Origin of the sequence: Streptomyces sp. NBC_01216 (genome assembly GCF_035994945.1) — a bacterium.
Taxonomy (GTDB): Bacteria; Actinomycetota; Actinomycetes; order Streptomycetales; family Streptomycetaceae; genus Streptomyces.
Window position 1 is genome coordinate 6,711,723 of sequence record NZ_CP108677.1, and the last position, 25,170, is coordinate 6,736,892.

Annotated in this window: 22 protein-coding genes and 1 riboswitch; of the genes, 8 read left to right on the forward strand and 14 right to left on the reverse strand. The window is 73.5% G+C overall.

From position 1 onward, the window contains the following. Positions 1–74: 74 nt before the first annotated feature. Positions 75–1,529 (reverse strand): FGGY family carbohydrate kinase, encoded by a 1,455-nt coding sequence (locus tag OG393_RS30305; RefSeq protein ID WP_327377874.1) that lies wholly within the window; start codon positions 1,527–1,529, stop codon positions 75–77. A gap of 303 nt (positions 1,530–1,832) precedes the next feature. Here OG393_RS30305 and OG393_RS30310 point away from each other — a divergent pair, with 303 nt between their 5' ends. Together OG393_RS30310 and OG393_RS30315 are read left to right on the forward strand one after the other, a co-directional pair. Next, a complete protein-coding gene (locus OG393_RS30310) occupies positions 1,833–2,807 on the forward strand; it encodes a hypothetical protein (RefSeq protein WP_327377875.1) in 975 nt (324 codons plus the stop codon). A 63-nt stretch (positions 2,808–2,870) separates the two neighbouring features. Next, the gene (locus OG393_RS30315) at positions 2,871–4,400 is read left to right on the forward strand and encodes an amino acid permease (RefSeq protein WP_327377876.1); all 1,530 of its coding nucleotides are present in this window, start codon (positions 2,871–2,873) and stop codon (positions 4,398–4,400) included. Positions 4,401–4,476: 76 nt separating this feature from the next. Here the strand turns inward: OG393_RS30315 and OG393_RS30320 are convergent, their stop codons facing one another. Beyond that, complete coding sequence (locus OG393_RS30320) at positions 4,477–5,229, reverse strand: GntR family transcriptional regulator (protein ID WP_327377877.1); 753 nt, start codon at positions 5,227–5,229, stop codon at positions 4,477–4,479. A gap of 175 nt (positions 5,230–5,404) precedes the next feature. Here OG393_RS30320 and OG393_RS30325 point away from each other — a divergent pair, with 175 nt between their 5' ends. Next, on the forward strand, positions 5,405–6,742 hold the full coding sequence (locus OG393_RS30325; protein ID WP_327377878.1) for a DUF2252 domain-containing protein: 1,338 nt from the start codon (positions 5,405–5,407) through the stop codon (positions 6,740–6,742). Between the two features lie 311 nt (positions 6,743–7,053). Here the strand turns inward: OG393_RS30325 and OG393_RS30330 are convergent, their stop codons facing one another. From OG393_RS30330 to dhaK, 10 genes are all read right to left on the reverse strand, one after another. Beyond that, on the reverse strand, positions 7,054–8,445 hold the full coding sequence (locus tag OG393_RS30330; RefSeq protein WP_327377879.1) for an FAD-dependent oxidoreductase: 1,392 nt from the start codon (positions 8,443–8,445) through the stop codon (positions 7,054–7,056). A 99-nt stretch (positions 8,446–8,544) separates the two neighbouring features. Next, complete coding sequence (locus OG393_RS30335) at positions 8,545–9,078, reverse strand: PadR family transcriptional regulator (RefSeq protein WP_327377880.1); 534 nt, start codon at positions 9,076–9,078, stop codon at positions 8,545–8,547. 109 nt (positions 9,079–9,187) lie between these two features. Next, positions 9,188–11,212 (reverse strand): NADPH-dependent 2,4-dienoyl-CoA reductase, encoded by a 2,025-nt coding sequence (locus OG393_RS30340; protein WP_327377881.1) that lies wholly within the window; start codon positions 11,210–11,212, stop codon positions 9,188–9,190. Positions 11,213–11,521: 309 nt separating this feature from the next. Then, positions 11,522–12,370, reverse strand: a complete 849-nt coding sequence (locus OG393_RS30345) for an ATP-binding cassette domain-containing protein (RefSeq protein ID WP_327377882.1) — start codon at positions 12,368–12,370, stop codon at positions 11,522–11,524. Then, entirely contained in the window at positions 12,367–13,116 is a 750-nt protein-coding gene (gene cbiQ, locus OG393_RS30350; RefSeq protein ID WP_327377883.1) for a cobalt ECF transporter T component CbiQ, read from the reverse strand. Before cbiQ ends, OG393_RS30345 begins: the two co-directional genes overlap by 4 nt. Before the next feature lie 6 nt (positions 13,117–13,122). Beyond that, positions 13,123–13,485, reverse strand: a complete 363-nt coding sequence (locus OG393_RS30355) for an energy-coupling factor ABC transporter substrate-binding protein (protein ID WP_327377884.1) — start codon at positions 13,483–13,485, stop codon at positions 13,123–13,125. Next, positions 13,482–14,183, reverse strand: a complete 702-nt coding sequence (locus OG393_RS30360; protein ID WP_327377885.1) for an energy-coupling factor ABC transporter permease — start codon at positions 14,181–14,183, stop codon at positions 13,482–13,484. The genes OG393_RS30355 and OG393_RS30360 overlap by 4 nt, the downstream gene beginning before the upstream one ends. 29 nt (positions 14,184–14,212) lie before the next feature. Then, positions 14,213–14,418, reverse strand: a riboswitch (cobalamin riboswitch). An 87-nt stretch (positions 14,419–14,505) separates the two neighbouring features. After that, entirely contained in the window at positions 14,506–14,910 is a 405-nt protein-coding gene (locus OG393_RS30365) for a PTS-dependent dihydroxyacetone kinase phosphotransferase subunit DhaM (RefSeq protein WP_327377886.1), read from the reverse strand. Continuing rightward, positions 14,907–15,566, reverse strand: a complete 660-nt coding sequence (gene dhaL, locus OG393_RS30370) for a dihydroxyacetone kinase subunit DhaL (RefSeq protein WP_327377887.1) — start codon at positions 15,564–15,566, stop codon at positions 14,907–14,909. Before dhaL ends, OG393_RS30365 begins: the two co-directional genes overlap by 4 nt. A 65-nt stretch (positions 15,567–15,631) precedes the next feature. Further along, the gene (gene dhaK, locus OG393_RS30375; RefSeq protein WP_327378604.1) at positions 15,632–16,618 is read right to left on the reverse strand and encodes a dihydroxyacetone kinase subunit DhaK; all 987 of its coding nucleotides are present in this window, start codon (positions 16,616–16,618) and stop codon (positions 15,632–15,634) included. Between the two features lie 481 nt (positions 16,619–17,099). On the opposite strand from dhaK, the gene OG393_RS30380 reads away from it, so the two are divergent. Next, entirely contained in the window at positions 17,100–17,558 is a 459-nt protein-coding gene (locus OG393_RS30380; protein WP_327377888.1) for an SsgA family sporulation/cell division regulator, read from the forward strand. 173 nt (positions 17,559–17,731) lie between these two features. Further along, on the forward strand, positions 17,732–18,007 hold the full coding sequence (locus OG393_RS30385; RefSeq protein ID WP_327377889.1) for an isoamylase early set domain-containing protein: 276 nt from the start codon (positions 17,732–17,734) through the stop codon (positions 18,005–18,007). 421 nt (positions 18,008–18,428) lie between these two features. Here the strand turns inward: OG393_RS30385 and OG393_RS30390 are convergent, their stop codons facing one another. After that, on the reverse strand, positions 18,429–19,517 hold the full coding sequence (locus tag OG393_RS30390; RefSeq protein ID WP_327377890.1) for a mechanosensitive ion channel family protein: 1,089 nt from the start codon (positions 19,515–19,517) through the stop codon (positions 18,429–18,431). Positions 19,518–19,894: 377 nt separating this feature from the next. Here OG393_RS30390 and OG393_RS30395 point away from each other — a divergent pair, with 377 nt between their 5' ends. The 3 genes from OG393_RS30395 (at position 19,895) to OG393_RS30405 (ending at position 23,831) form a co-directional block, all read left to right on the forward strand. Continuing rightward, entirely contained in the window at positions 19,895–20,851 is a 957-nt protein-coding gene (locus OG393_RS30395) for an alpha/beta hydrolase (protein ID WP_327377891.1), read from the forward strand. Beyond that, positions 20,848–22,152, forward strand: a complete 1,305-nt coding sequence (locus tag OG393_RS30400; RefSeq protein ID WP_327377892.1) for an MFS transporter — start codon at positions 20,848–20,850, stop codon at positions 22,150–22,152. The genes OG393_RS30395 and OG393_RS30400 overlap by 4 nt, the downstream gene beginning before the upstream one ends. Positions 22,153–22,538: 386 nt before the next feature. After that, complete coding sequence (locus OG393_RS30405) at positions 22,539–23,831, forward strand: glycosyl hydrolase family 8 (protein ID WP_327377893.1); 1,293 nt, start codon at positions 22,539–22,541, stop codon at positions 23,829–23,831. Positions 23,832–23,976: 145 nt separating this feature from the next. On the opposite strand, the gene OG393_RS30410 is transcribed toward OG393_RS30405, so the two are convergent. Next, on the reverse strand, positions 23,977–25,104 hold the full coding sequence (locus OG393_RS30410) for a PP2C family protein-serine/threonine phosphatase (RefSeq protein ID WP_327377894.1): 1,128 nt from the start codon (positions 25,102–25,104) through the stop codon (positions 23,977–23,979). Positions 25,105–25,170: the final 66 nt, after the last annotated feature.

Here is a 25,170-nt window from a genome sequence, read left to right on the forward strand (position 1 = left end):
GAGCCCGCAGTCCGTGCCCGGCTCCTTCGTGCGCCGGGTCCCTTCCGTGCGCCGTGCGGTGGCGCGCCGCGCCCTCACGCGGGCGGGACTTCCGTGCCGCCGCGGTCGAGGAGGGCGGCCACGGCCGTGCGGAAGAGGTCCATTCGCTCGCCCGCCTGCGCCGCCGTGCCCCGCGGTTCGTATACGGCCGAGGGTTTCCACCGGGGCACGGCCTCGTGGACCGGGAGATCGGGTTCGAGACCGAGCCGGGCGACCGCCGCCGCGCCCAGCGCGGTCGCGTCCGGCAGGGCCGAGACCTCGACGGGAAGCCGGAGGAGGTCCGCCTGGGTCTGCATCAGCAGCGCCGACCGGGTCAGACCGCCGTCCACCCGCAGCGAGGTGAGCGATGCGCCGAGGTCCCTGCCCGCCGCCTCCGCCAGTTCCACCACCTGGGCGGCGACGCCCTCGCAGAGGGCTCGGACCAGATGGCCGCCGGTGGTGTCGAGGCCGAGGCCGGTCAGCGAGCCGCGGACGTCGCCGCGCCACCAGGGCGCGGCGAGGCCGGCCAGCGCGGGGACGAAGGTGACGCCCCCGCTGTCCGGTACGGAGGCGCCCACCGCGTCGAGGGCGTCGGCCCCGGGGATCACGCCGAGGTCGGTGAGCCACCGCACGGCCGAGGCGGCCGTGTAGACCTGACCGTCCAGGCAGTAGCTCGTCCGTCCGCCGAGGCGCCAGGCGACACAGCTCACCAGCCCCGTGTCGCTACGGCGGGGGACCGGTCCGGTCTGGGCGAGGAGGAAGGCACCGGTGCCGTAGGTGCACTTGGCCGACCCCGGCTCGGTCACGCTCTGCGCGAGCAGCGCGGCCTGCTGGTCCACGAGCAGCCCGGTGAGCGGCAGCGGAGGGCCGAACGCGGTCGTGACGCCGACGCGGGTGTCCGCGTCCACGACCCGCGGCAGCCGTTCTCCGCCCAGTCCGTAGACGTCGAGCGCCTCGGCGGACCAGGACACGGTGTCGAGGTCGAGCAGCCCGGTGCGGCCGGCGGTCGCCGCGTCGGTGACGAAGGCCCCGGTGAGGCGGTGGACCAGCCAGGCGTCGCTCGTGGTCACCACACCCGCGCCGGTGAGGTGACGGCGGATCCAGGCCATCTTGGGAGCGGCGAAGTACGGATCCAGCGGTAACCCGGTCCGCCGCCGCAGCGCGTCGGCGTGCTCGACGAGTCCGGCGCACACCGCGGCGGCGCGGCGGTCCTGCCAGACGAGCGCGTCGGTGAGCGGATCGCCCGTCGACGGGTCCCAGGCCAGCACGGTCTCGCCCTGGTTCGCCAGGCCCACGGCCACCACCGGCGTGCCGGCCTCGGCGAGCGCGGCGCGTCCGGCGGCCACCACGGACTCGTGGAGCCGACGCGGATCGACCTCGACCAGCCCGCCGGGAAGGTAGCGGGGGCGCACGGGCGCCGATCCGCTGCCGAGTACCCCGCGCGAGGGGCAGACCACGAACGCCTTGGTCCCCGAAGTGCCCTGGTCCACGGCGAGTACCGGGCCCGTCATCCTCGTGTCTCCCGTCCTGGAACGCCGCCTGCCGTGATCATCGAAGCGGAAAGCTTCCTGGAACCGGCCCCGCTCGTCAAGCCGGGCGGCAAGGACTCGTCAAGTCGCCACACGTGACTGATGGACAGTCAAAAACAGTCTCTGGCCGGATACTTGTCATCAGCGATGAAACCCCGCGGCGGGCGCCCGGAGCCCTCTATAGTGATCGCCGATCAACGGCCGGGACGCCCCACCCGGGGGGACTGACCACCCCCTCCACCCCACCGAGGACCTCATGTCTCCCATCGCACGCCCGACGACCTGATGGCCGGGAACGGCTTCCGGCCCGTCTACCACCCGGCGGGCCACGACCACGCCCTGCGCAACGCCGTACAGGACGTGCGGACCGGACGCTGGGTGTCGATGGCCCGATTACTGGACGAGACGGGCGACTGGGCCTGCTGGACCCAGCGCACCCAGGTACTCGCGGCGGTGGCCGCCGGCACCGACGTCGTCCAGGCGTGGCGGGCCGAGGAACCGGACAGTGTCGCCGCCACCGTCATGCACACCCGGGTCGTGGTGGAGCGCGCCGTCCGCGCACACCGGGCCGGACACCCCCGCACCCGCGAGCTGTGGCAGGAGGCGTGGACCGCTTGCCGGTACGCCGCCGAGGTGACGCCCGCCGACCCCGTGCCGTGGGTCTGCCGGCTCGCCCTCGCCGTACTCGACGAGCGGCAGCGGATGGAGGAACACCGTCTGCGTCCGCCCGCGCCGATGCTCCCACCCGGACCCTGGGGGCTCCTCACCGAGGTGGAGAAGCGCGACCCGCACAACCGCGAGGCGCACCACCGGATGCTCCAGTTCCTGTACGCCCGGCGCTCCGGACCGCTGGCCGAGGCCGTCAACTACGTGCAGTGGGCCGCGGCGTCGGCTCCTCCGGGCTCCGCCCTGCACGCCCTTCCGCTCTACGTCCGGGTCGAACGCTACCGGCGCGAGCGCGGTCACGAGCGGGCCCTGGACCTGCACTGGGTCGCCGAGGACGCCGTGCGCGACGCCCAGCGGGCGCTGGACGCCTGGTTCCTCTTCTGCGCCACCGACGAGGCGTCCCTCCTCGATCTCAACCACCTGGCGCACGCCCTCTTCGGCGCCCTGCGTTTCGCCGACGCGGCCCGGGTCTTCGAGGCGCTCGGTCCCTACTACACCGTGCTGCCCTGGGCGTACCGGACGCCCCGCCCCGACGACCGGGAGCTCGCCGAGGAAGTCTTCCTGAGAGCCCGCGGCCGCTGCCTCGACGACTGAACCGCCCCCGCTCCGCCCTCGATTTCCGCCCCCTTCCCCGCTCCCGCCCCCGGAGGTATTGGCATGTCCCGCACCGTCCCCGTCGACGCGATACCAGGGGCCGCCGCGGTCCAGGACGAGGAGGCTCGGCTCAGAGAGCTCGGCTACCAGCCCGTCCTCGCCCGCCGGATGGGCGGCTTCGGCAACTTCGCCATCAGCTTCTCCGTCATCTCGGTCCTCTCCGGCTGCATGACGCTCTACGGCTTCGGCCTCGGCACCGGCGGCCCCGCCGTCATGATGTGGGGCTGGGCCGGCGTCGGCCTCTTCGTCCTCTGCGTCGGCCTCGCCCTCGCCGAGGTCACCAGCGCCTACCCCACGTCCGGCGCGCTCTACTACATGGCCGACCGGCTCGGAGGCCGACGCTGGGGCTGGTACACCGGCTGGCTCAATCTGCTCGGCCTGCTCGGTGCCATCGCGGGAATCGACTACGGCGCCGCGCTCTTCACCGGAGCCTTCCTCAACCTCCAGTGGGGCATCGTGCCCACAGCGGGTTCCACCTTCGTGATCTTCCTGGTGATCCTGCTGCTGCACGCCGTGCTCAACCTCTTCGGCGTCCGCCTGGTCAGCGTGCTCAACTCGGTCAGCGTCTGGTGGCACCTCGGCGGCGTCACCGTCATCGTCGGAGCCCTCGCCTTCATCCCCGACCGTCACCAGTCGGTCGAGTTCGTCTTCACCGAGTTCGTCAACGACACAGGCTGGCACAACCCGTTCTACGTCGCGGCCGTCGGTCTGCTGCTCGCCCAGTACACCTTCTCCGGCTACGACGCCTCAGCCCACCTCTCCGAGGAGACCTCCAACGCCTCGGTCAGCGCGGCCAAGGGCATCGTCCGCGCCATCTGGGTCTCCTGGATCGCCGGCTTCGCGCTCCTCGCCGGGCTGACCTTCGCCATCCAGGACTACGCGGGCACGCAGAACAGCGCCACCGGTGTCCCGCCCGCCCAGATCCTGCTGGATGCGCTCGGCTCCGGCGGCGCCACGGCCCTGCTGCTCGTGGTGATCGTGGCGCAGCTGTTCTGCGGCAACGCCGAGGTCGCAGCGGCCAGCCGGATGGTGTTCGCCTTCAGCCGGGACAACGCCCTGCCCGGCTCCACCCTCTGGCGCAAGGTCAGCAGTCGGACCCAGACACCGGTGCCCGCCGTGTGGCTCTCGGTCGGCGTCGCCGCTCTGCTCGCCGTCCCCTCCCTGTACTCCGCCACCGCCTACGGCGCCGTGACGGCGATCAACGTCATCGGCATCACCCCGGCCTACGCCATCCCGATCTACCTGCGCCTGCGGGCGGGTGAGCGGTTCACCCCCGGACCGTGGAGTCTGGGCCGCTGGAGCAGGCCGATCGGCTGGACCGCGGTGGGCTGGGTGGCCGTCGTCACCGTGCTCTTCTGCCTCCCGCAGGCGTACCCGGTGACCATCGACTCGATGAACTACGCGGTGATCGCCCTCGCCGTGGTGCTGATCCTCTCCAGTGTCTGGTGGTACGTCGCCCGCCGCTCGTACGGCACGCCGTCGGCGTACGGCAGCGCGCGCGAGGAGGCGGAGATCGCCGAGGGGATCGTCTGACGACCGGGGCCCGGGCCCACGGAGGGGCCGGGCGCCCGGCCGAGAGCCTGTCGGGTGGCCTTCGGCCGACAGGCTCTCAGGCCGAGAACTCGTAGGTCCAGGCCGCGGCGTGCGCCGCGAAGTCGATGTCCGTGATCTCCAGGGCATGCCCGTGCTGGTCGCTCACCACCCGGTGGACGACCAGTCGAACAGCGCCGGGACCCACGCCGGTGGAGGGTCCCGGGGGTACCGCGATCGACTCCCGCCGGGTCAGCCGGAGACCCGCCTCGTGCATCCAGTGGTAGAGGAGCCGCAGGTCGGGCTGTTGCGTGGCGCCGGTGACCCGCCGGTACCGGCCGAGCTGGGGGATCTCCTTGAGGGCCGCACGGGAGAACCACGAGACCGAGCGCTGCAGTGGTGCCCCGTTCCGGCCGAGCACCACATGGCGGTGGACGAGGGTGGCTTCGCCCGGGGCCAGCCCCAGCCGGCTCGCGGGCGCGCCCGGCGGGACCTCCCAGGCGAGCGTGGCCCGCACCAGGGCGTGGGCCGCCTCCGTCCCGCCCGGAAAGCTCTGTCGACGCGCCGTCAGAACCGGTGTGGAAGAGGGGCTTTCCGCCCCCGCCGCGAAGGTGCCCCGGCGGTCGGTCACCACGAGCCCCTCCTCGCGCAGCAGCTGCAGGGCGCTGCGCACGGTCTGCCGGTTCACGCGGTAGCGATGGGCGAGGGAACGCTCGGACGGCAGACGGCCGCCGGGGGGAACGTGCCGCCCCGCGAGGTCGTCGCGCAAGGCGGCGGCGACCCGGAGGTAGAGCGGAACCGTCGCCATCGGGGCGGGATCGGGTTCGGCCATGATCAGACCCTCTCTGTTTGCTCAGCGTGATCACATGAGTCGCGGGGGTGATCAATTCCTATCATTGGTCTAAACCACTCGGGAAGGGGGGTCGGCCGAGAGTGGCCGAAACCCGCGACCGAGCTTCTAATGAGTGGCGAATGGTGGCGGCGACGACGGAGGCGGGTGATACCGGATGACCACACCGTCGGAGCGGGCCGCGATCGGCCGGGAGGCCCGCAAGAGCGTGCCCCGCTCCTCACACGGCCGCTGGATACCGTCCTCGCAGCGCCCCGACCCGCTGACCGTCCTGGAGCGGCAGTACGTCGACCGTCTGGCCGAACTCGCACCCGTCCGCTACGGCAGGTTGGCCGCGTCACCCTTCGCCTTCCTCCGCGGCGCCGCCGCCGTCATGGCCGCGGACCTCGCCGCGCAGCCCCACACCGCCCTGACCGTGCAACTCTGCGGAGACGCGCACCTGCTCAACTTCGGCATTCACGCCTCACCCGAACGGACCCTCCTCTTCGATGTGGAGGACTTCGACGAGACGCTCCCCGGGCCCTTCGAATGGGACGTCAAACGACTCGCCGCGAGCGCCGCCGTCGCCACCCTCCACAGCGGCGGCACGAAGGCCAAGGCACACCTCGCCGCGCTGGCCGCCGCCTCCTCGTACCGCACCGCCATGCGCCGGCTGGCCGGACTCGGCGAACTCGCCGCCTGGTACGAGCGCATCGACGCCGGGAACCTCGCACCGTTCACCCACGACGGCGGCGCCCACGCCCGGCGCCGCCACGTCCACGCCCGCCGCCGCACCGGCCTCCGGACTCTCGCCGAACTCACCACGACGGACGAGTCCGGTGCCCGGCACCTCGTCGACGATCCGCCGCTCCTCGAACGGACCGGTGACCTCGACCGGGTCACCCTCGGCAAGGTCTTCAGCGACTACCGCAGCTCCCTCGCCGAGGAACGCCGGGTGCTGCTCGACCGCTACCGCTTCCTCGACGCGGCCCGCGAGGCCGTGGGCGTGGGCCACGTCGGCACCCGCCGTTATGTCCTGCTGCTCCAGGGTCGTGACCGGGACGATCCGCTGATCCTCCAGGTCAGGGAGGCCGGCCGGTCCGTCCTGGAGGCGTACCTGCCGCCGAGCGCCCACGCGCACCACGGACGCCGCGTCGTCGCGGGACAGCGGCTCGTCCAGGCAGCCGGTGACATCTTCCTGGGCTGGATGACCGGTCCGGAACAGCGCCACTTCTACTGGCGCCGACTGCGTGACACGAAGAACCCAGTGGACGTCGAGGCCCTGTCCCCGTCCCGACTGCGCGCCTACGCGCGGCTGTGCGGCCACGCTCTGGCGCGTGCCCACGCGCGCTCCGGCGACCGGATAGCCATCGCCGGCTACCTCGGCTCCTCGGACGTCTTCGACCGGGCGGTCGCCGAGTTCGCGATCCGGTACGCCGGCCAGAACGCCGACGACCACGCCGAGTTGAGCGCCGCGATCGCGGCCGGGGTGATCGTGGCGGCGCCGGGTGTCTGACGAGCCTGTCGGGTGGCCTCTGACCGGGCGGTCACGCCCTGGCACGCACGCTGCCGGTGTTGCCGGGATGCCCCGGCAGCTCCGCTACGGTGACCTCCCGGCGCCTTGGAGTCGCACGCACCAGGCCGCGTCCGCCTGTCGGTCGAAGGCCACCCGACAGGCCCGCAGCGCCTGTCGGGTGGCCGGCGGGGCGAGGCGGGATCTCGCGGCAGGGCGGGTGCGGAGCGGGGATCGGCTCGGGTACGTGGCGGGGCGGCCGGGTACGTGGCGGGGCGGCCGGGTACGCGCGGACCCGGTCCCGGTCAGCGCGCCTACGGCTCCTCGCGCCGCAGCGGCGGCTCCGCCGGTGTCCGCCCCACCGGGCCGAACAGCACGGCCCGCGCCACGGCGGGGGCGAACAGCGACGACATCGGTGCCGTGAGGGTGAGGACGGAACGGAAGGCCGATCCGACCACCGGGTCTCCCGGGTACCGCTGCTGAAGGCGGCGCAGATACCAGCCCACGGGCCTGTCCACCGCGCGCGAGCCGGCGGCGTTGCCGGTCGCCCCCGGCATCTTCCGGTCCGCGCCCGCGGAGATGTCCCAAGCCTGTCGCGACGCGGCGAGCAGTGCCTTCTGGACGGTCCGGGTGGTCGCCGTGCGGCGCCGGTCGCCGAGCGCGCGGCGCAGCGCGACGGCGCACAGCGCGGCCACCGTCATGCCCTGACCGTAGATCGGATTGAAGGCGCAGAGCGCGTCACCGGTGGCGAGGAATCCCGCTGGGCGCCGGCCGGGCAGGTCGTACCGGCGGCGTACGTTGGAGGTCCGGCGGAAGCCGAAGACGGCGGAGTCCGGCTGGGCCTTCGCCATCCACTCGCTGACCAGCGGATGCGGAAGCCGCTTCGCGAACTCCTCGAAACCGGCCTCGTCCGAGGGCGGCACGTCCTCGCGTAGCCCGGACAGGGTCACCAGATGGCGACCTTCGCCGACGGGAGTGACGACGGCGCCGTAGATCTGCCGGGGATGGGGCACGATGTTGACGCCGAGCGCGTCCGTCGTGCCGTCCGCCGCGCCTCGGTAGACGCGGGTCGCGTAGCCGAGACCGGTGTCGATGGTCTCCTCGTGCGGTGCCTCCGCGCCGATCGCGGCGAGCCAGTCCGGGGCACGGGTGCCGCGCCCGGCGGCGTCGACCACCAGGTCGGCCTCCAGGCGCCGGGGCTCCCGGGCGGCGTCGGCACCCCGCTCGCGCCAGAGCACTCCGCGCACGCGCGCGGAGTCGCCGATCAGACCGACCGTCTCGGCGCCCTCGACCATCTCGATGCGCGGATCGGCGAGCACCCGGCGGCGCACCAGCCATTCGAGCTGTGCGCGGGGGCCGGTGTACAGCGAGGTCGAGGACGCGGTGCGGCGGAACCACCGGCCGTCCTGGAGCTGAAGCATGTCCTCGGGCATGCCCACCTGAGGGCTGCCGAGGCCGGCCAGTTCGGTGGTGAATCCCGGCAGCAGCTCGTCCAGTGCCCGCTGTCCGCCCGCCAGCAGGACGTGGGTGTGACGGCCCTGCGGAACGCCCGGCCGCGGGTCCGGGCCCTCCGGGAGGCGGTCGCGCTCGACGACCGTGACCCTCTCCGCGTGTTCGCTCAGCACCCGCGCGGCCAGCAGGCCCGCGAGACTTCCCCCGATCACCACCGCGTGACGCGTCGCACGATGCCCCAAGTCGTCGGCCATGCCCGCCCTTTCCTGTCGTGGATCTCCTCGTCGTCCAGTATCCACACCCGGCCCCGCGCGGGCCTCGGGATCGCGCCGGGCGGCGGGTCCGCGCGCGCCCTACGCGGGCAGCTCGTCCAGGGCGTGTGTCAGCCATTCGACCCAGAACCGCTCCAGGTCGATCCCGCCCCGCAGCACGAGGTGTCGCAGCCGGTCCGGCGCGCTCTCCCGGCGCGACGCCGGGAAGTCCCGCTCCTCGATGTCCCGGTACTCCGCCAACTGGCGGCGGTGCAGTTCGAGATGGCGCTCCAGCTCGGCCCGCATGCCGGTCGCGCCCACCACGCCCGCCGCCCGCATACGCAGCAGCAGCGCCGACCGCAGCGGTTTCGGGTCCTCGGTCCGGGCCACCCAGGCCGTCAGTTCGTCCCGCCCGGCGGGCAGGACCTCGTACTCCTTCTTCTGCCCCCGCGCCGGCACCGGGGACGGCAGGGCGCGGATGTGGCCCGCCTGTTCCAGCCGGCCCAGCTCGCGGTAGATCTGCTGGTGCGTGGCCGACCAGAAGTAGCCGATCGACTTGTCGAAACGGCGCGTCAGTTCGAGTCCCGAGGAGGGCTTCTCGAGCAGCGCGGTCAGGATCGCGTGCGGGAGGGACATGGGCGCATCCTAGGTTCGCGGGCCGGCCGCGGTGGTGCGGGGGCGGGGCGGCCGGCCGCCCGGTGGGCGAGGGGCCGGACCGCCCAGCGCGGGCGGCCCGGTCCGCGCGTCAGAGAGAGGCCGCGAGGCGGGTGCCCTGGTCGATGGCCCGCTTGGCGTCGAGCTCCGCCGCCACGTCGGCGCCTCCGATGAGGTGCGCGGTGCGGCCGGCGGCGACCAGCGTGTCGTACAGCTCGCGGCGCGGCTCCTGGCCCGTGCAGAGCACGACGGTGTCGACCGGGACGACCCGGGGTTCGCCGTCGAGGCTGATGTGCAGGCCCTCGTCGTCGATCCGCTCGTAGGAGACGCCGGCGACCATGGTGACACCGCGGTGCTTCATCTCGGCGCGGTGGATCCAACCGGTGGTCTTGCCGAGTCCGGCGCCGACCTTGGAGGTCTTGCGCTGGAGGAGATGGACCTGCCGGGGAGGCCGGGGCCGCTCGGGGGTGCGCAGGCCGCCGCGCGTCTCGTACGCGGTGTCCACCCCCCACTGGCGGAAGTAGGTCTCCGGGTCCTGGCTCGCGCCCTGGCCGCCGTCCGTGAGGAACTCGGCGACGTCGAAGCCGATGCCGCCCGCGCCGACGACGGCCACCCGCTCGCCGACCGGGGCGTCGTCGCGCAGGACGTCGAGGTAGCTCACGACGCTCGGGTGGTCGACACCCTCGATGGCGGGGGTGCGCGGGGTGACCCCGGTCGCGACGACGATCTCGTCGAAGCCGTCGAGGTCGTCGGCCGAGACGAAGGTGTTCAGGCGGACGTCGACCCCTCGGGTGTCGAGCTGGGTGCGGAAGTACCGCAGGGTCTCGTCGAACTCCTCCTTGCCCGGCACCCGCTTGGCGACGTTCAGCTGGCCGCCGATCTCGTCGGCCGCGTCGAACAGGGTGACCTGGTGGCCGCGTTCGGCGGCGGACACGGAGAAGGCCAGACCTGCGGGGCCCGCGCCGACGACGGCGATCCGTTTCGCGAGGCGGGTGGGGGAGAGGATCAGCTCGGTCTCGTGGCAGGCGCGCGGATTGACCAGGCAGGAGGTGATCTTGAGGCTGAAGGTGTGGTCCAGGCACGCCTGGTTGCAGCCGATGCAGGTGTTGATGGTGTCGGCACGGCCGGCGGCGGCCTTGCCGACGAAGTCCGGGTCGGCGAGGAACGGACGGGCCATCGAGACCATGTCGGCGCGTCCCTCGGCGAGGATCTGCTCGGCGACCTCGGGCGTGTTGATGCGGTTGCTGGTGACCAGCGGGACGGAGACCGCGCCCATCAGCTTCTTCGTGACCCAGGTGTAGGCGCCGCGGGGCACCGAGGTCGCGATGGTGGGGATCCGGGCCTCGTGCCAGCCGATGCCGGTGTTGATGAGGGTGGCGCCGGCGGCCTCGATCTCCTTGGCGAGAGCGACCACCTCCTCCAGGGTCGAGCCACCGGGGACCAGGTCCAGCATGGAGAGCCGGTACACGAGGATGAACTCCTCGCCGACCCGTTCGCGGATGCGCCGGACGATCTCCAGCGGGAAGCGGACCCGGTTCTCGTAGCTGCCGCCCCAGCGGTCGGTGCGCCGGTTCGTGGCGGCGGCGATGAACTCGTTGACGAGGTAGCCCTCGGACCCCATGACCTCCACGCCGTCGTACCCGGCGGACTTGGCCAGCTCGGCACAGCGGGCGTAGTCCTCGATGGTCCGCTCGATGTCGGCGTCGGACAGCTCGTTCGGTACGAAGGGGCTGATCGGAGCCTGGAGGGCGCTGGGGGCGACCAGGCCGGGGTGGTACGCGTAGCGGCCGAAGTGCAGGATCTGCAGGGCGATCCGGCCGCCGGCCTCGTGCACGGCGTCGGTGATCAGCCGGTGCTCCGCGACCTCCTCTTCGGTGCTGAGCTTGGCGCCGCCGTCCCAGGGACGGCCCTCCTCGTTGGGGGCGATGCCTCCGGTCACGATGAGGCCGACACCGCCGCGGGCGCGCTCGGCGTAGAAGGCGGCCATCCGCTCGAAACCGTTCTCGGCCTCTTCGAGTCCGACGTGCATGGAACCCATGAGCACCCGGTTGGGCAGGGTGGTGAACCCGAGGTCGAGCGGGCTCAGCAGGTGCGGGTACGGAGTGGTCGGGGCCATCGGGGCGCCTCCTCGCGCAGTGTCGTCACGGTCTGTTGTAGACGACCCGAAGGGCTTTGTGCAACAAGTTGCATAAAGGGCTGGAGGTGATGTGCGCAACGCACGCGGTGGCGCGCGGGGCGAGGGGACGGAGCCGGCGGTCCACCCGACAGGCTCTGACCCGGCACACGGCCTCGGCGCCAGGGCGCGCGCGCCCGCCCCGCCCGCCTCTGCCGGTCCGTCCGGCGCGAGCCCGACCATGCCGCGCGCCCTCGCCGCCCCCGCACCAGGACGCCGCCGTCCGCCTCCGCACGACATCCGGTTCCGTGTCTACGCCCGCCCCGGCACCTCCGACCAGATGTCCAGCTCCTCAGCCGTCCGGGGGCCTTCCACGCCCGGTGGGAGCAGGCCGTGGCCGCGCAGCAGCCGGGTCACCGCCATTCCCCAGGGCCGGCGCAGCCGGGCCGCGGCGAGCAGGGCGTCGTCCGCGAGCAGCTCGGCGATCGGCCCGGTGCGCAGGCCCTGGGGCGCGAGTACCGCGGCGTCGTCCGCCCAGCGCAGGGCCAGGTCCACGTCGTGCGTCGCCATCACCACCGTCGTGCCGGAGTCCCGCAGCCTGGCCAGCACCTCCAGCAGACGCTCCTGGCCGTGCGGATCGAGCCCGGCCGTCGGCTCGTCCATGATCAGTACGCGCGGTCGCATCGCGACGGCTCCCGCGATGGCCGCCCGCTTGCGCTGGCCGTAGGACAGCAGGTGGGTCGGCCGGTCCTCCAGGGAGACGATGTCCAGGGCCTCCAGCGCCTCGCGGGTGCGGAGCCGTACCTCCTCCTCCGGCAGGCCCAGGTTCATCGGCCCGAAGGACACGTCCTGCCCGACCGAGGCCGCGAAGAGCTGGTCGTCCGGGTCCTGGACGACCAGCTGTACGGTCGTCCGCAGCCGGGTGAGGCCCTTGCGGTCGTACGTCACCTCCGTCCCGTCCAGCAGCAGCCTGCCGCTGCCGGGCCGCAGCCCGCCGCTCAGCAGCCTCATCAGGGTGGTCTTGCCGCTTCCGTTGCGGCCCAGAAGCGCGGTGGCCCGGCCCTCGGGCACCGCGAAGCGGATACCGTCGAGCACGGCGGGCCCGTCCTGGTAGGCGAAACCCGCCTCCACCAGCTCGACGACAGTGGACCGAGTACTCACGGCAGGTACCTTTCGAGGACGAGGGTGAGCGCGACGAGTCCGGCGAGCACGCCCGCCGTCGCCGCGAGGAAACGGCGGGAGACCGCGGCCTCGGGCACCAGCACCCGCAGCGTGCCGTCGTAGCCCCGCCCGGCGAGTCCGCTCTGGAGGCGCTGCGCCCGGTCGAAGGCGCGGACGAACGCCGTGGCGCCGAGACCGGCCAGCGAGCGCCAGGTCGCCGCCCGTGTGGTCAGCCCGAGCCGGGACGCCTGCGCCTGCCGGATCTTCGACATCGCGTCCAGGAGCAGGAAGCTGATCCGGTACATGACCAGCGCGACATCCACCACGGGCGCCGGCACCCCCGCCCGCACCAGCCGGGGCAGCACGTCCGAGACGGGTGTGGTGAACGCGAACAGCAGCACCCCCAGGGAGGCGGCCGAGGTCCGCAGCAGCAGCTGGCCGGCCTGTGCCGGTCCGTCCGGCGCGAGCGCGACCAGGCCGCGGGACCCGCCGACCTCGAACAGCAGCGGGACCGCGCCCGTCACGCAGAACCCCAGAGGGATGCGGAACGCCCGCCACAGCTGACGCCGCGGCACTCCGGCCGGTCCGAGCAGCACGCCCAGCGTGGCGGCGGCGACCAGCACCGCCCCCGGCCACGGCGGCAGGGACACCGCGCACAGGGTCAGACCGAAACCGAGCAGGGCCTTCTCGCCCGGATGCCGGCGGCGCCAGCGACTGCTGTGTGCCGCCGCGTCGATGGGCAGCATCCCCGGCTACTCTTCACCGGCGGTCGTCGGCCCTGGCACCGGGGCCGACGACGCGGTACCCGCCACCGCGCGGGCCGCGCCCTGCCTGCGGCCCTTGCGCAGGCCGAAGTAGTACGCGAGGACACCCGCTCCGAGCGCCGCCTGGAGCGAGAACAGGGCCGACTCGACCTCTCCGGACGGCGGCTCGTACAGCGGGCTGAACCACGGCTCGTAGTCCGGCCGGATCTCGGTGATCGCCGACTCCGCCTCACCGTCGGCCCCCGTGAACGGCTCCTCCTTGTGGTCCCCGAGCCCCAGCAGCAGGGGCAGCACGGCCAGCGCCGCGACCACCAGGAGCAGCAGAGTGTTGATCTTCGCGTTCCGGCTCATCGGGCGACCGCCTCCGTGGTCTCGCTCTTGCGGGCGGCGGGCAGCAGCACGCCGAGGCGGCTCAGCTCCCCCTTGCTGGACTGCGCGAGCAGCCGCATCACGAGGACCGTCAGCAGCCCCTCGCTGACCGCGAGCGGCAGCTGGGTGACGGCGAAGATGCCGCCGAACTTCGCGAGCGAACCCAGGACACCGCTGACCGGGTCCGGGAAGGCCAGTGACAGCTGCACGCTGGTGACGCAGTACGTCGAGAGGTCGGCGACGAAGGCTCCGAAGAAGACGCTCACCATCAGCGGGGCGTCGAACCGCCGCAGCAGCCGGTACGTCCCGTACCCGGCCCAGGGGCCGACGATCGCCATCGAGAAGACGTTGGCGCCGAGGGTGGTGAGTCCGCCGTGTGCCAGGAGTAGCGCCTGGAACAGCAGGGTGATGGTGCCCAGGACCGCCATCACGGGCGGCCGGAACAGGATCGCCCCCAGTCCCGTACCGGTGGGATGCGAGCAACTGCCCGTCACCGAGGGGATCTTGAGGGCGGACAAGACGAAGGTGAAGGCGCCCGAGGCGCCGAGCAGCAGGGTGGACTCGGGATGAGCCTTTACTTCACGGGACAGCGCGCGGACACCGTGGACGACGAACGGGGCGGACGCGACGCCCCAGGCGGCCGCGTGCACAGGGGGCAGATACCCCTCGGCGATATGCATGGTTGGGAGACCCTCTCCAGCACCTCGTGGATGGACAACGCACCTTGGCCGGTCTCCTGGCTGACGGTCATGCCGCCCGGACTCCGCCTTCCCACACCGGCCGCGGTCACCCGCGGTGGTGCAGTGGCTTCCCTGGGGTCCTCCCAGGGCGTGGAGCCGGACCTCCCGATCACAGTGGCGAGGGCCGCACCGGTACTGCACCGGTTTCCCGTACACCAAGGCCCTGTGACATTAGTGGGTTGACCAGGCACATCACAACACGGTGGGGTGCCGGGACTCCCCGTGACGGGGCGGCCGGGCCGACCGGCCGCCCCGCCGGCCCTCACGCCTTCCGGTAGGCGTACGCCTCGGCGGCCGCCGCTTCCACGGCGTCCAGGTCCCCACCGGCACTCGCCGTCACGAGAGCGGCGACCGCTCCCTCGACGAACGGCGCGTCGATCAGCCGCGCCCCCTCGGGCAGCTCGTCCCCCTCGGCGAGCAGGGCCTTGACGGTCAGCACGGCACTGCCCAGATCGACGAGCAGGGCCACCCCGGCTCCCTCGTCGGCCGCGTCGGCGGCCTTCGCGATCAGCTCGGCGCTGGTACCCAGCCCCCCGTCGGGGGTTCCGCCCGCAGGGAGGATCGGGGCGGAGGGGCCGCCCCCCGAGAGACCCCGGGCGAGCTCCGCCACGGCTCCGGCCACGGAAGCGCTGTGCGACACCAGCACGATGCCGACCCGCCCGCTCATCGGGACACCTCCGCCAGCGCGGCGACCAGCAGCGCCGACGAGGTGGCGCCCGGATCCTGGTGCCCGACGGAACGCTCTCCCAGGTAGCTGGCCCGCCCCTTGCGCGCCCGCAGGGGTACGGTCGCCAGCGCGCCCCGCTCGGCCGCCTCCCGGGCCGCGTCGAAGGACTCGCCCAGCGCCTCGGCCGCCGGTACCAGCGCGTCCAGCATGGTCTTGTCGCCCGGCCGCGCCCCGCCGAGCCCGGAGACGGCCGCGACCCCGGCGGCCAGCGCCTCGGCGAGCCGCTCGCGGCTCACGGCCGCTTCGTCGCCCAGAGCCTTGCCGGTGCGCCGCAGCAGCGTTCCGTACAGCGGCCCGGAGGCACCTCCGACCGTGGAGATCAGCTGCCGCCCGGCCGCGCGGAGCACGGCCCCCGGTGTCGGCGGCGGCTCCTTCTCCAGTACGGCCGTGACGGCGGCGAAACCCCGTCGCATGTTGGCGCCGTGATCGGCGTCCCCGATCGCGGAGTCCAGCTCCGTGAGGCGGTCCGCCTCGCGGTCGACGGCCGCGGCGGCGGCGCTGAGCCAGCGGACGAAGAACGCCGTGTCGAGCGCGCCGGGAACCGGCCCCGGCGCGGGGGGCCCCTCGGGCGTGCCGGGGGTGGTCGGCTCGGTCACTTCTGTCACCTCGGTCGTGTCGGGGCGTGCGGGGACTGCGGGGCCGCGCGTGCGTGCGGGTTCTCTCACCGGCCCCACCGCAGGGCGGGCGTCCGCACCGGTGCGTCCCACAGGCGCAGCAGCTCCTCGTCGGCCGCGCACAGGGTCACCGAACAGCCGGCCATGTCGAGCGAGGTCACGTAGTTCCCGACCAGCGTGCGCGCGACCGGGACCCGCCGCTCGGACAGGACCCGCTGGACCTCGGCGTTGAACCCGTACAGTTCGAGCAGCGGCGTCGCGCCCATGCCGTTCACCAGGGCCAGTACCGGTCCCGTCGGCCTCAGATCCTCCAGGACGGCGTCCACCGCGAAGTCTGCGATCTCCCGGGAGGTCATCATCGGGCGCCGTTCCCGGCCCGGCTCCCCGTGGATACCGACACCCAACTCCAGTTCCCCGTCCGGCAGGTCGAAGGTGGGACCGCCCTTCGCGGGCGTGCTGCAGGCGCTCAGCGCCACCCCGAACGACCGCGACCTCTCGTTCACCCGCCGGGCGATCGCCTCGACCCGCTCCAACGGCGCGCCCTCCTCCGCGGCGGCCCCCGCGATCTTCTCCACGAACAGGGTGCCGCCGGTTCCCCGCCGGCCGGCGGTGTAGAGGCTGTCGGTCACCGCCACGTCGTCGTCGACGAGCACCTGGGCGACCTGCACGCCCTCGTCCTCGGCCAGCTCGGCGGCCATCTCGAAGTTGAGGACGTCCCCGGTGTAGTTCTTGACGACGAACAGCACCCCCGCCCCGCTGTCGACCGCGGCGGCGGCCCGCACCATCTGGTCCGGAACGGGCGAGGTGAACACCTCGCCGGCGCAGGCCGCCGCCAGCATCCCGGGCCCGACGAACCCGGCGTGCAGCGGCTCGTGCCCCGAGCCGCCGCCGGATATCAGGCCCACCTTCCCCGCCATGGGCGCGTCCCGCCGCAGGACGACCCGGTTCTCGACGTCGACGGTCAACTCGGGATGTGCCGCGGCCATGCCCCGTAGCGCGTCGGCGACGACGGTCTCCGGAACGTTGATCAGCATCCGCACGATGTCCTCCTGATGAGTGGAACGGGCGAGTCGTTCGGCACGGCCCTCACGGCCCGGTGAGCGGGCCGTGGAAGGACCGTGATGCTTCCCGGCGCCCGCGGCGACCTCACACGCGGTCCCGGCACCGGTCGGCCGCCGGCGGTGCTGAGGGGACATCACCACGGGGAGGGCGGGCGGGCTGTGCTTCGCCGGTGCGCATCACCCGGCAATTATCGGCGGAGGACCGCCGGCCCGCACGGGTACGGCCGAATGACACCGGCCGCGGGCGGGGACCAGGCATCCCCACCGGCTGCCCCGGCGGCCACCGGCACGCGCCGACGGCTGCGCCCCGGGGCGACGCTTCCCCGGCTGCCGCGACGCCAGGTTTCACCCGCCGTTCACCCCCACGGCGCGTGAAACCCGCGGACGTGGAAACACGGGCCGTCAGAGGTGCGCCGCGAGGGGCACCGCGATCCTCGCGAGGGAGGTGGCGACGATGTCCGGCACAGAGGGACGGGAGAACCCGCACGAGAGGACCAGCCCCCGGGTCAGGCCGTGGCGGACCACGGCCCGCCAGGTCCAGGAGGGAGGCGACCTCACCCTGGAGGCGACCTTCGGGTACGACCCCGACGACCCCTGGGCGATCCGGGCGCACTTCAGGGACGCACGGGGCGGGTCGGTCGTGTGGGAGCTCTCCCGTGAGCTGCTGCGCTCCGGCACCCACATGCCGAGCGGCCGGGGGGACGTCCGGCTGTGGCCGCTGTACCAGGGTCGGCGCGGAGGGCGGGTACGGATGCTGCTCGGCCCGCCCGGTGCCCGTGCCCTGGTCGACGTCGACCGGGCCGCGCTGCGGAGGTGGCTGGGCGAGACCTACGCCGCCGTCCCGGACGGCGGCGAGGCGGGCCGGATCGACTGGAAGGCGGAGACGACACTGCTCCTCGGCCAGGGAGGCTGACCAGGCCCTCCGGTACGGCTCCCGGGCCTCCCGCGCTCCGCCGTGCCGCGGTGTCGGGCACCGTCGGCGTGCGTCGGCCGGGTGGTCTCCCGCGGTCGCGCGCCGCGCCGCGCCGCCCCGCGCCCGACCGCGGACCAGGATGACCCGACACCCCTTCACAGGCGGGAGCCCCCATGCTCGAACGCAAGACGCGCAAGAACCGAGCCGAGATCACCTTCGTCCTGCCGGCCGACCAGCCGCCCGGCCCCGTGAGCGTGGTCGGCGACTTCAACGACTGGCGGCCCGGTGTCCACACGCTCCGGCCGCGCAAGGACGGCCGCCGCGCCGTCACCGTGGGCCTGCCGCTCAAGAGCGTCCAGTCCTTCCGCTATCTCGCCGCCGGCGACTACTGGTTCGACGACGAGGCGGCGGACGCCCACGACGGAGCCAACGGCCGGATCCACACCTGACGCGCACCGCACCCGAGCCGGTACGAAGCGACCCGGCTTCGGGGCGGCACCGGGCAGGAAGCACGGGACGCGACGGCATCCGGCCCTCCGGAAGCCCGGGGGGCCGGTGCCGGCCGATGCGGTCGCCTGAGAGCCGCGGAGGTCGTTGCCCCATACGATACGCAGGTGGTGACCACGGCACGGCCGAGCATCTGGTGCCGCGTCAGGCGACCCTCGCCCCGTGCGCGACGCCCGGCACGGCGACTCGCGGCGTTGCCGGGATACCGCCGCTAGCTCCGCTGCAGCGGCATCCCGGCGCCTTGGAACCGCACGCACCAGACCGCGTCCGCCTGTCGGCCGAAGGCCACCCGGCAGGCTCTCGGAGTCAGGGCAACCGCATGGGCCGGTGGCGGCCCCCGCCGGACCGTCCGTCGCCCCCGGGTCAGTGCGCGGGACTGCGCACCCCGTTGCCGAGGGTCTCGGCCGGCAGGGCGGTCCGCTCCGCCGGTGCGGTGGCGACGCGCGGCAGGGCGTACGGATGCTGACGCGCGAGCCAGGCGACGAGCTGCTCGCGTACGAAGCACCGGGTGGTCCACAGATCGCCCGAGTCCTTGGCGGTGACGACCGCGCGGACCGTGATGCCGGTGGGGCTGGTGTCCGTGACGGCCAGATCCCAGCCCCGTCCGTCCCAGGTCGGGCAGGTGTCGAGCGTCTCGCGCAGGTGCGCGCGCATCAGCGGCACGGGCGTGGAGTGGTCGCAGTGGATCAGGACGGTGCCGGTGATCTCCACGCCACCCCGGGACCAGTTCTCGAAGGGCCGGGACGTGAAGTAGGACACCGGCATGGTGACGCGCCGCTCGTCCCAGGTCCGGACGGTGAGGAAGGTCAGCGTGATCTCCTCGATCGTTCCCCAGGCGCCGTCGACGACCACGGTGTCCCCCATGCGGACCATGTCGCCGAAGGCGATCTGGAAACCGGCGAAGAGGTTGCCGAGGGTCGACTGCGCGGCCACGCCCGCCACCACGCCGATGATGCCCGCCGACGCCAGCAGGGAAGTGCCCAGTGTCCGGAAACTCGGGAAGGTGAGGAGCATGATCGCTCCGGCCACGACACCCACGGCGACGGTCACGACGCGCATGATCAGCGTGATCTGGGTGCGGACGCGGCGCACTCTGGCCGCCTCCCGGCTCCCCGAGGCATAACTCTCGTACGTGGATTCGACCACGGCGGCCACGATGCGGACCGACAGCCAGGCACCCGCGCCGATCAGGACCAGCAGCAGCGCGTGACCTATCGGTCCCTGCCGGTCGCGCACCGCCGGCCAGGTGATCGCGTGGTACGACCCGCGCAGCAGCGCCGCGAGCAGCACGATCTGGAAGGCCGTCCGGCAGCGGCGCAGCAGGCCCCACAAAGGGGTCTCCGGATGCCGGAGATCCGCGCGGCGCAGCAGGAAGTCGGCGAGCAGGCCGCTGGAGACGGTCAGGAGGACCGATCCCCCCACGACGATCGTCAAACGAAGAACGCTGTCCATGTCTCCTCAGTAAGGCTGTGGGCCGGTGTGCACCATCCTCGCCTGCCCCACTTCGCTGAGCGAAACCGGACGTTCCGCGGCCACCGGGCACCTTCCGGCCGTCGGCGGCCCCCGCTCCGGGCCCGGACGGCCACGGCACGGCCCCGCCCGACGGGAGCCCGCCGCGGAGATCGCACACCGGAGCGTCCCGGGCCATACTGGCGACGTTCCGGGCGCACCGGGACGGAACGGGTGCGAACCCGCCGCCCGTCCACCGCGGCGCCCACCGCTCCCGGAGGCGCCCAGGCCCGCCGCGGAACACGGAACCCGCCGCCCGGAACGCCGGGACGCGCGCCGCGGCCGGGCGCCCCGCGACCCGCGAGTGAGGACGGTCACGCATGACGGAGACGACGCCCCCCGCCCCCACGGCCCTCGCAACCGCCGGTGACCCGGACGTACCACGGGTCCGCCGGATCACTCTCGACGCGGCCGGAATCCCCCTGTCCGCGCTGCTCAGCGAGCCCGTGGACGGCGAACCGCCCCGTGCCACCGTCGTGGCGCTGCACGGCGGCGGCATGAGCGCCGGGTACTTCCACGGCCGGGCCCATCCCGACGTCTCCCTGCTGACGCTCGGCGCCCGCCTCGGCTGCGCCGTCCTCGCCCCGGACCGGCCCGGCTACGGAGCCTCCGCGCCCTACCTGCCCGACGGGCAGCCGCTCTCCGGCCAGATCGCCATGGTCCGGGCCGCCCTCGACGACGCCGGGGCCCGCTTCACCACCGGCCCCCTCTTCCTCCTCGCTCACTCCTTCGGGGGAAAACTCGCCCTCGGTCTCGCCGCCGGCGCGCCGGACGGCCTGTTCCTCGGCCTGGACGTGTCCGGATGCGGACACCGCCCGGCCGTCGACGCGGTCCGCCTGCTGCGCGAGCCCGACGGCGCCGCCCTGCGCCGGCTGAACTGGGGCCCGCTCCCTCTGTACCCCCCGGGCACCTTCCGGTCCGGTCTCGGCCTGGTCGCCCCGATGCCCCCGCGTGAGCGTGACACGCTGGCCACGTGGACCGCGCTCGCCCCCCGGCTGCTTCCCCGGGTGCGCGTTCCCGTCCGGTTCACCTTCGCCGAGCACGAGGGTTGGTGGCGCCACACCGACGCAGACCTCGCCGCACTCACCGCGCTGCTCCCCGGTGCGCCCCGGGTGCTCGTCGACCGCCTCGCCGGCGCGGGCCACAACATCAGCCTGGGATACGCCGCCCGCGCGTACCATCTGCGCGCCCTCGCCTTCCTCGACGAGTGCCTCGCGGCCGGGCACGGTCCGGCCGCGGCCGGACGGGGCGTCGGCCGGGCCGCCGTCGCGCCGTGACCCGGGCCGGCGCGCACCCCTTCCGCGCCCTGCGCGTCCGGAACTTCCGCCTCTTCGCCGCCGGGCAGACCGTCTCCGTCGCCGGCACCTGGATGTCGGTCGTCGCGCAGGACTGGCTGGTCCTGGAACTGACCGACGACTCGGCCGCAGCCCTCGGCGCCGTCACGGCCCTGCAGTTCACCCCGCTGCTGCTGTTCACGCTGTACGGCGGACGGCTGGCCGACCGCCACGACAAGCGGACCCTGCTCGTCGTCACGAACGTCGTGTCAGGGCTGCTCGCCCTGCTGCTCGCCGCCCTCGTCCTCACCGGCGTCGTGACCCTCGTTCGGCTCGGTGTGCTCGCGTTCGCCCTCGGACTGGTCAACTCCGTCGAGGTACCCACCCGGATGGCCTTCGTCGGAGAGCTGGTGGGCAACGAACTGCTGCCCAACGCCTCGGCCTTGAGCGCCGCCTACTTCAGCGTGGCGCGGGTTGCGGGGCCCGCGGTCGCCGGCCTGGTCATCTCCCTCGCCGGCGCGGGGTGGGTCCTGCTGGTCAACGGTGCGAGCTACGCCGCGACCGTGCTCACCCTGCGCCGGGTACGCCCGGACGAACTGCACCGTGCCACCGGCGCGCCGGGCCGGGCGCGGGTCACCGACGGCCTGCGTCACGTGTTCGGCCGCCCCGATCTGCTGCTGCCGCTCGCGCTGGTCGCGGGGGTGGGGCTGTGCGGCCTGAACTTCCAGCTGACGCTTCCGCTCCTCGCCAAGACCGTCTTCCACGCCGACGCCGCCTCGTTCGGGCTGCTCACCACGGCGTTCGCGGCGGGTTCGCTCAGCGCCGCGTTCCTCACCACCGCGCGCAGGGCCAGGCCCTCGGCGCGCCTGGTCACCACCGCGGCCCTCGTCTTCGCCGTGCTGGAGACGGCGACCGGAGGGGCGCCCGGCTACGCCGGCGCCGCCGTCCTGCTCTTCCTCACCGGCGGTGCCTCGATCTACTTCGCGCAGGCCGTCAACCACCGTGTCCAGCTCGGCAGTGCCCCGCGCTTCCGCGGCCGTGTCCTCGCCCTCTACACGCTGATCCTCCAGGGATCCACCCCGGTCGGCGCGCTCCTGATGGCGTGGGTCGGAGCGGAGTGGGGGGCGCGCGCCTGCTTTGTCGCGGGTGGCCTCGGCTCGCTCGCGGCCGGTCTCGCCGCCCTCTGCGCCCGCGCCGGCCGCACGGGCCCCGAGCCGCACGGGCCCGCCGTCCCGGCGGACCGTCCCGCCGCGGAGGCGGGGGCGGCCGCCTGGAACACGCGTCCGTGGACGCCCCCGCCGTGAGCGGCGCGACGGCGCGTGCGGGGGCTGAGAGCCTGCCGGGTGGCCTCTGACCGGGCGGTCACGCCCTGGCACGCACGCTGCCGGCGTTGCCGGGATACCCCGGTAGCTCCGCTACAGCGGCATCCCGGCGCCTTGGAATCGCACGCACCAGACCGCGCCCGCCTGTCGATCGAAGGTCACCCGGCAGGCTCCGAGAGCGCACCACCCGCCGGTTCCGGGCGGGCGCGCCGCCTGCCCGGACCGCGTCCGCCGGAGGTCCATGAGGTCCCGCACCGGGAGGAGACCTCTCCCCGGTCCCGCTCGACGGCCGTGAACATCGCCCGGCCGTCGAGCTCGGCTCGGCGGCCAGTCCCGGATGACGCGTCACGAAAGGAACCATCACCGTCATGGGTCGACGAGGCATCACCCTTCTGGTACTCGCCGGGTTGCTGATCCCGCCGCTCGCCGGTCCGCCCGCGGCGACCGCGGCCGACACCCTCGTGCCGGGCGGCCGCCCGGACGTCGGCGCCGCGGTCGCTCGCGGGGCGGCCCCCGCGGTGCCCTTCGGAAGCCGGCCCAGGCCGTACGCGGAAGGCGTGATCACGCCGTCCGGCTCCCCGGCGGCCCTCGATCGCCGGGTCGTCGCCCACTACGAGGACTGGAAGTCCGCCTTCGTCCGGCGCGACTGCGGCAACGGCTGGTACCAGATCCTCTCGCCCGACGCCGACCATCCGTACGTCGCGGAGGCTCAGGGGTACGGCATGGTCATCGCCGCGACCATGGCCGGTGCCGACCCCGACGCGAGGAGGATCTTCGACGGCCTGGTGAAGTGGACGATCGACCACCCCTCCTCCGTCGACCCGGACCTGCTCGCGGCGGAACAGGACGCCGACTGCCGCAGCGTCGACGGGGGAGACAGCGCCACAGACGGGGACATGGACGTGGCGTACGGTCTTCTCCTCGCCGACCGGCAGTGGGGCAGCGAGGGTACCTACGACTACCGGGACCTCGCCGTCAGGCACATCGCGGCGATCAAGCGGGGCGAGGTCGACCCGGATACGCACCTGCTCAGGCTCGGGGACTGGAGCGGCTCCGGCGACCGCTACCGGCAGGTCTCACGGACATCGGACTGGATGGCCGGCCACTTCCGTGCCTTCCGTGGGGCGACCGGCGACCCCGCCTGGGACATCGTTCGCGACGCGCACCAGACGCTGATCGCCGTCCTCCAGTCCACGTACGCCCCCGGCACCGGCCTGCTGCCCGACTTCGTCGTCGACACCCACACCACCCCCAGGCCGGCGCCCGGGGAGATCCTGGAGGGCCCCGACGACGGTGCCTACGGGTGGAACGCCTGCCGCACGCCGTGGCGCATCGGTGACGACGCCGTGACCGGCGGCGACGTCCGATCGCTCGCGGCGGCCCGGAAGCTCGATGCCTGGATCAGGGAGAAGACGGGCGGGGACCCGGCGATGATCGGCACCGGCTACCGGCTCGACGGAACGCGGATCTCCGCGGGCGAGTCGGCCGCGTACGTCGCCCCGTTCGCCGTGGCGGCGATGACGAACCCGGGGAGCCAGGGCTGGCTGGACGCCCTGTGGAGGAGGATGTCGGCCACCCCGGTCGACCCGAGCGGCTACTTCTCGGCGAGCATCCAGCTCCAGGTCATGATCACGGTGTCCGGAAACCGCTGGGTCCCGTGAGGTTCAGGACCGCCCCGGAGCGCTGAGGAGCCGTACGCGGACACGAGGGCGCCCGGCCGGCGCCCGGCACACCGCCCTCCCGCCTTGGCCGCGGAGTCTGTCGGTCGAAGGCCACCCGACATGCTCGCAGGCGGGGCGCGCGGGTTCAGCCCGCGGGGGCGCGGCGCTCCACCACGACGATCGCGGCGTCGTCGCCCAGGTGCCCGCCGACGTACGCCCGGAGATCGTCGCGCAGGCGGTCGAGGAGGGTCTCCGCGTCCTCGCCGGCCCAGGTCGCGAGCCGTTCCGCCAGCGGATAGAACGCCCGGGAGCCGTCGCGGGCCTCGACCACGCCGTCCGTGCACAGCAGCAGGACGTCGCCCTCGCCGAAGGGGAAGGTCTCGACCGTGGCCTCCCGGGACAGCAGGTCCGTCATGCCCAGGGGCGGGCTGGGGTCACGTGCGTCGAGGGTGACCACCCGGCCGTCGCGCAGCAACAGCGGCGACGTGTGACCGCAGTTGACGAGATGGAGGACCGGGGTGTCGTCGGGGATGTCCATGACCATTGCCGTGACGAACGCCTCCCGGGCGGAGTCCTCCCGAGGCGTGTCCTCCGGTGCCTCGGCCGCTCCGACGCCCGCCTCCAGCAGGCCGACCAGCTCGGGCAGTCCGCGCTCCCGGCCGGCGGCGACGCGGAAGGCGCCCAGCACCAGCGAGGCCTCGTTGATCGCGTCGAAGCCCTTGCCGCGGGCGTCCCCGATGAGCAGCCGGGTGCCCTCGGCCGTACGGGTGGCCGCGTAGAGATCGCCGCCCATCTGGGCCTCCTCCTCGGCCGCCAGGTACGCGGAGGCGATGCGCAGCGGACCGGCGCGCCGGGGGAGGGGGCGCTGGACCACGTTCTGTGCGGCCTCGGCGATCGTGCGGAGCCGCGTGACCTTGTTCTCCTCGCGCTCGCGCAAGCGGGCGAAGAAGGTGACGATCACGGAGATCAGGACCAGCGTCGCGATCTGGTACATGTGGTTCAGGTCGATGACGCTGGTGCGCACCCCGGCCACGAGCACCTGCGCGAGGACCGCGACGGCTCCGACGAAGGCCGTCATGCGGGGGCCGGCGAACGACGCGGTGACCGCCGGCGCGGCCACCAGGAAGGGCCCCAGGTGCACTTCCGGCGGCACCGAGACGTCGACCGCCGTGACGGCGGCGATGATCGCGAACGGCACGGCCATCAGCAGTCGCCTGCCGTGTTGTGACGGGCGCGGTGTGCCCTGTACGCCATCCCGGCCCTGTGCGTCCATGCGCCATGCATACAGCAGTTGTGACGATATGTCCCTTTTGGTCGTATCGTGGTGCGCCCCTTGGTG

Bases quoted from the DNA above. Each gene is read 5' to 3' on its own strand.
- OG393_RS30305 (WP_327377874.1), bottom strand. From the start codon at position 1,529: ATGACGGGCCCGGTACTCGCCGTGGACCAGGGCACTTCGGGGACCAAG.
- OG393_RS30310 (WP_327377875.1), top strand. From the start codon at position 1,833: ATGGCCGGGAACGGCTTCCGGCCCGTCTACCACCCGGCGGGCCACGAC.
- OG393_RS30315 (WP_327377876.1), top strand. From the start codon at position 2,871: ATGTCCCGCACCGTCCCCGTCGACGCGATACCAGGGGCCGCCGCGGTC.
- OG393_RS30320 (WP_327377877.1), bottom strand. From the start codon at position 5,229: ATGGCCGAACCCGATCCCGCCCCGATGGCGACGGTTCCGCTCTACCTC.
- OG393_RS30325 (WP_327377878.1), top strand. From the start codon at position 5,405: ATGACCACACCGTCGGAGCGGGCCGCGATCGGCCGGGAGGCCCGCAAG.
- OG393_RS30330 (WP_327377879.1), bottom strand. From the start codon at position 8,445: ATGGCCGACGACTTGGGGCATCGTGCGACGCGTCACGCGGTGGTGATC.
- OG393_RS30335 (WP_327377880.1), bottom strand. From the start codon at position 9,078: ATGTCCCTCCCGCACGCGATCCTGACCGCGCTGCTCGAGAAGCCCTCC.
- OG393_RS30340 (WP_327377881.1), bottom strand. From the start codon at position 11,212: ATGGCCCCGACCACTCCGTACCCGCACCTGCTGAGCCCGCTCGACCTC.
- cbiQ (WP_327377883.1), bottom strand. From the start codon at position 13,116: ATGCTGCCCATCGACGCGGCGGCACACAGCAGTCGCTGGCGCCGCCGG.
- OG393_RS30355 (WP_327377884.1), bottom strand. From the start codon at position 13,485: ATGAGCCGGAACGCGAAGATCAACACTCTGCTGCTCCTGGTGGTCGCG.
- OG393_RS30360 (WP_327377885.1), bottom strand. From the start codon at position 14,183: ATGCATATCGCCGAGGGGTATCTGCCCCCTGTGCACGCGGCCGCCTGG.
- OG393_RS30365 (WP_327377886.1), bottom strand. From the start codon at position 14,910: ATGAGCGGGCGGGTCGGCATCGTGCTGGTGTCGCACAGCGCTTCCGTG.
- dhaK (WP_327378604.1), bottom strand. From the start codon at position 16,618: ATGCTGATCAACGTTCCGGAGACCGTCGTCGCCGACGCGCTACGGGGC.
- OG393_RS30380 (WP_327377888.1), top strand. From the start codon at position 17,100: ATGTCCGGCACAGAGGGACGGGAGAACCCGCACGAGAGGACCAGCCCC.
- OG393_RS30385 (WP_327377889.1), top strand. From the start codon at position 17,732: ATGCTCGAACGCAAGACGCGCAAGAACCGAGCCGAGATCACCTTCGTC.
- OG393_RS30390 (WP_327377890.1), bottom strand. From the start codon at position 19,517: ATGGACAGCGTTCTTCGTTTGACGATCGTCGTGGGGGGATCGGTCCTC.
- OG393_RS30395 (WP_327377891.1), top strand. From the start codon at position 19,895: ATGACGGAGACGACGCCCCCCGCCCCCACGGCCCTCGCAACCGCCGGT.
- OG393_RS30405 (WP_327377893.1), top strand. From the start codon at position 22,539: ATGGGTCGACGAGGCATCACCCTTCTGGTACTCGCCGGGTTGCTGATC.
- OG393_RS30410 (WP_327377894.1), bottom strand. From the start codon at position 25,104: ATGGACGCACAGGGCCGGGATGGCGTACAGGGCACACCGCGCCCGTCA.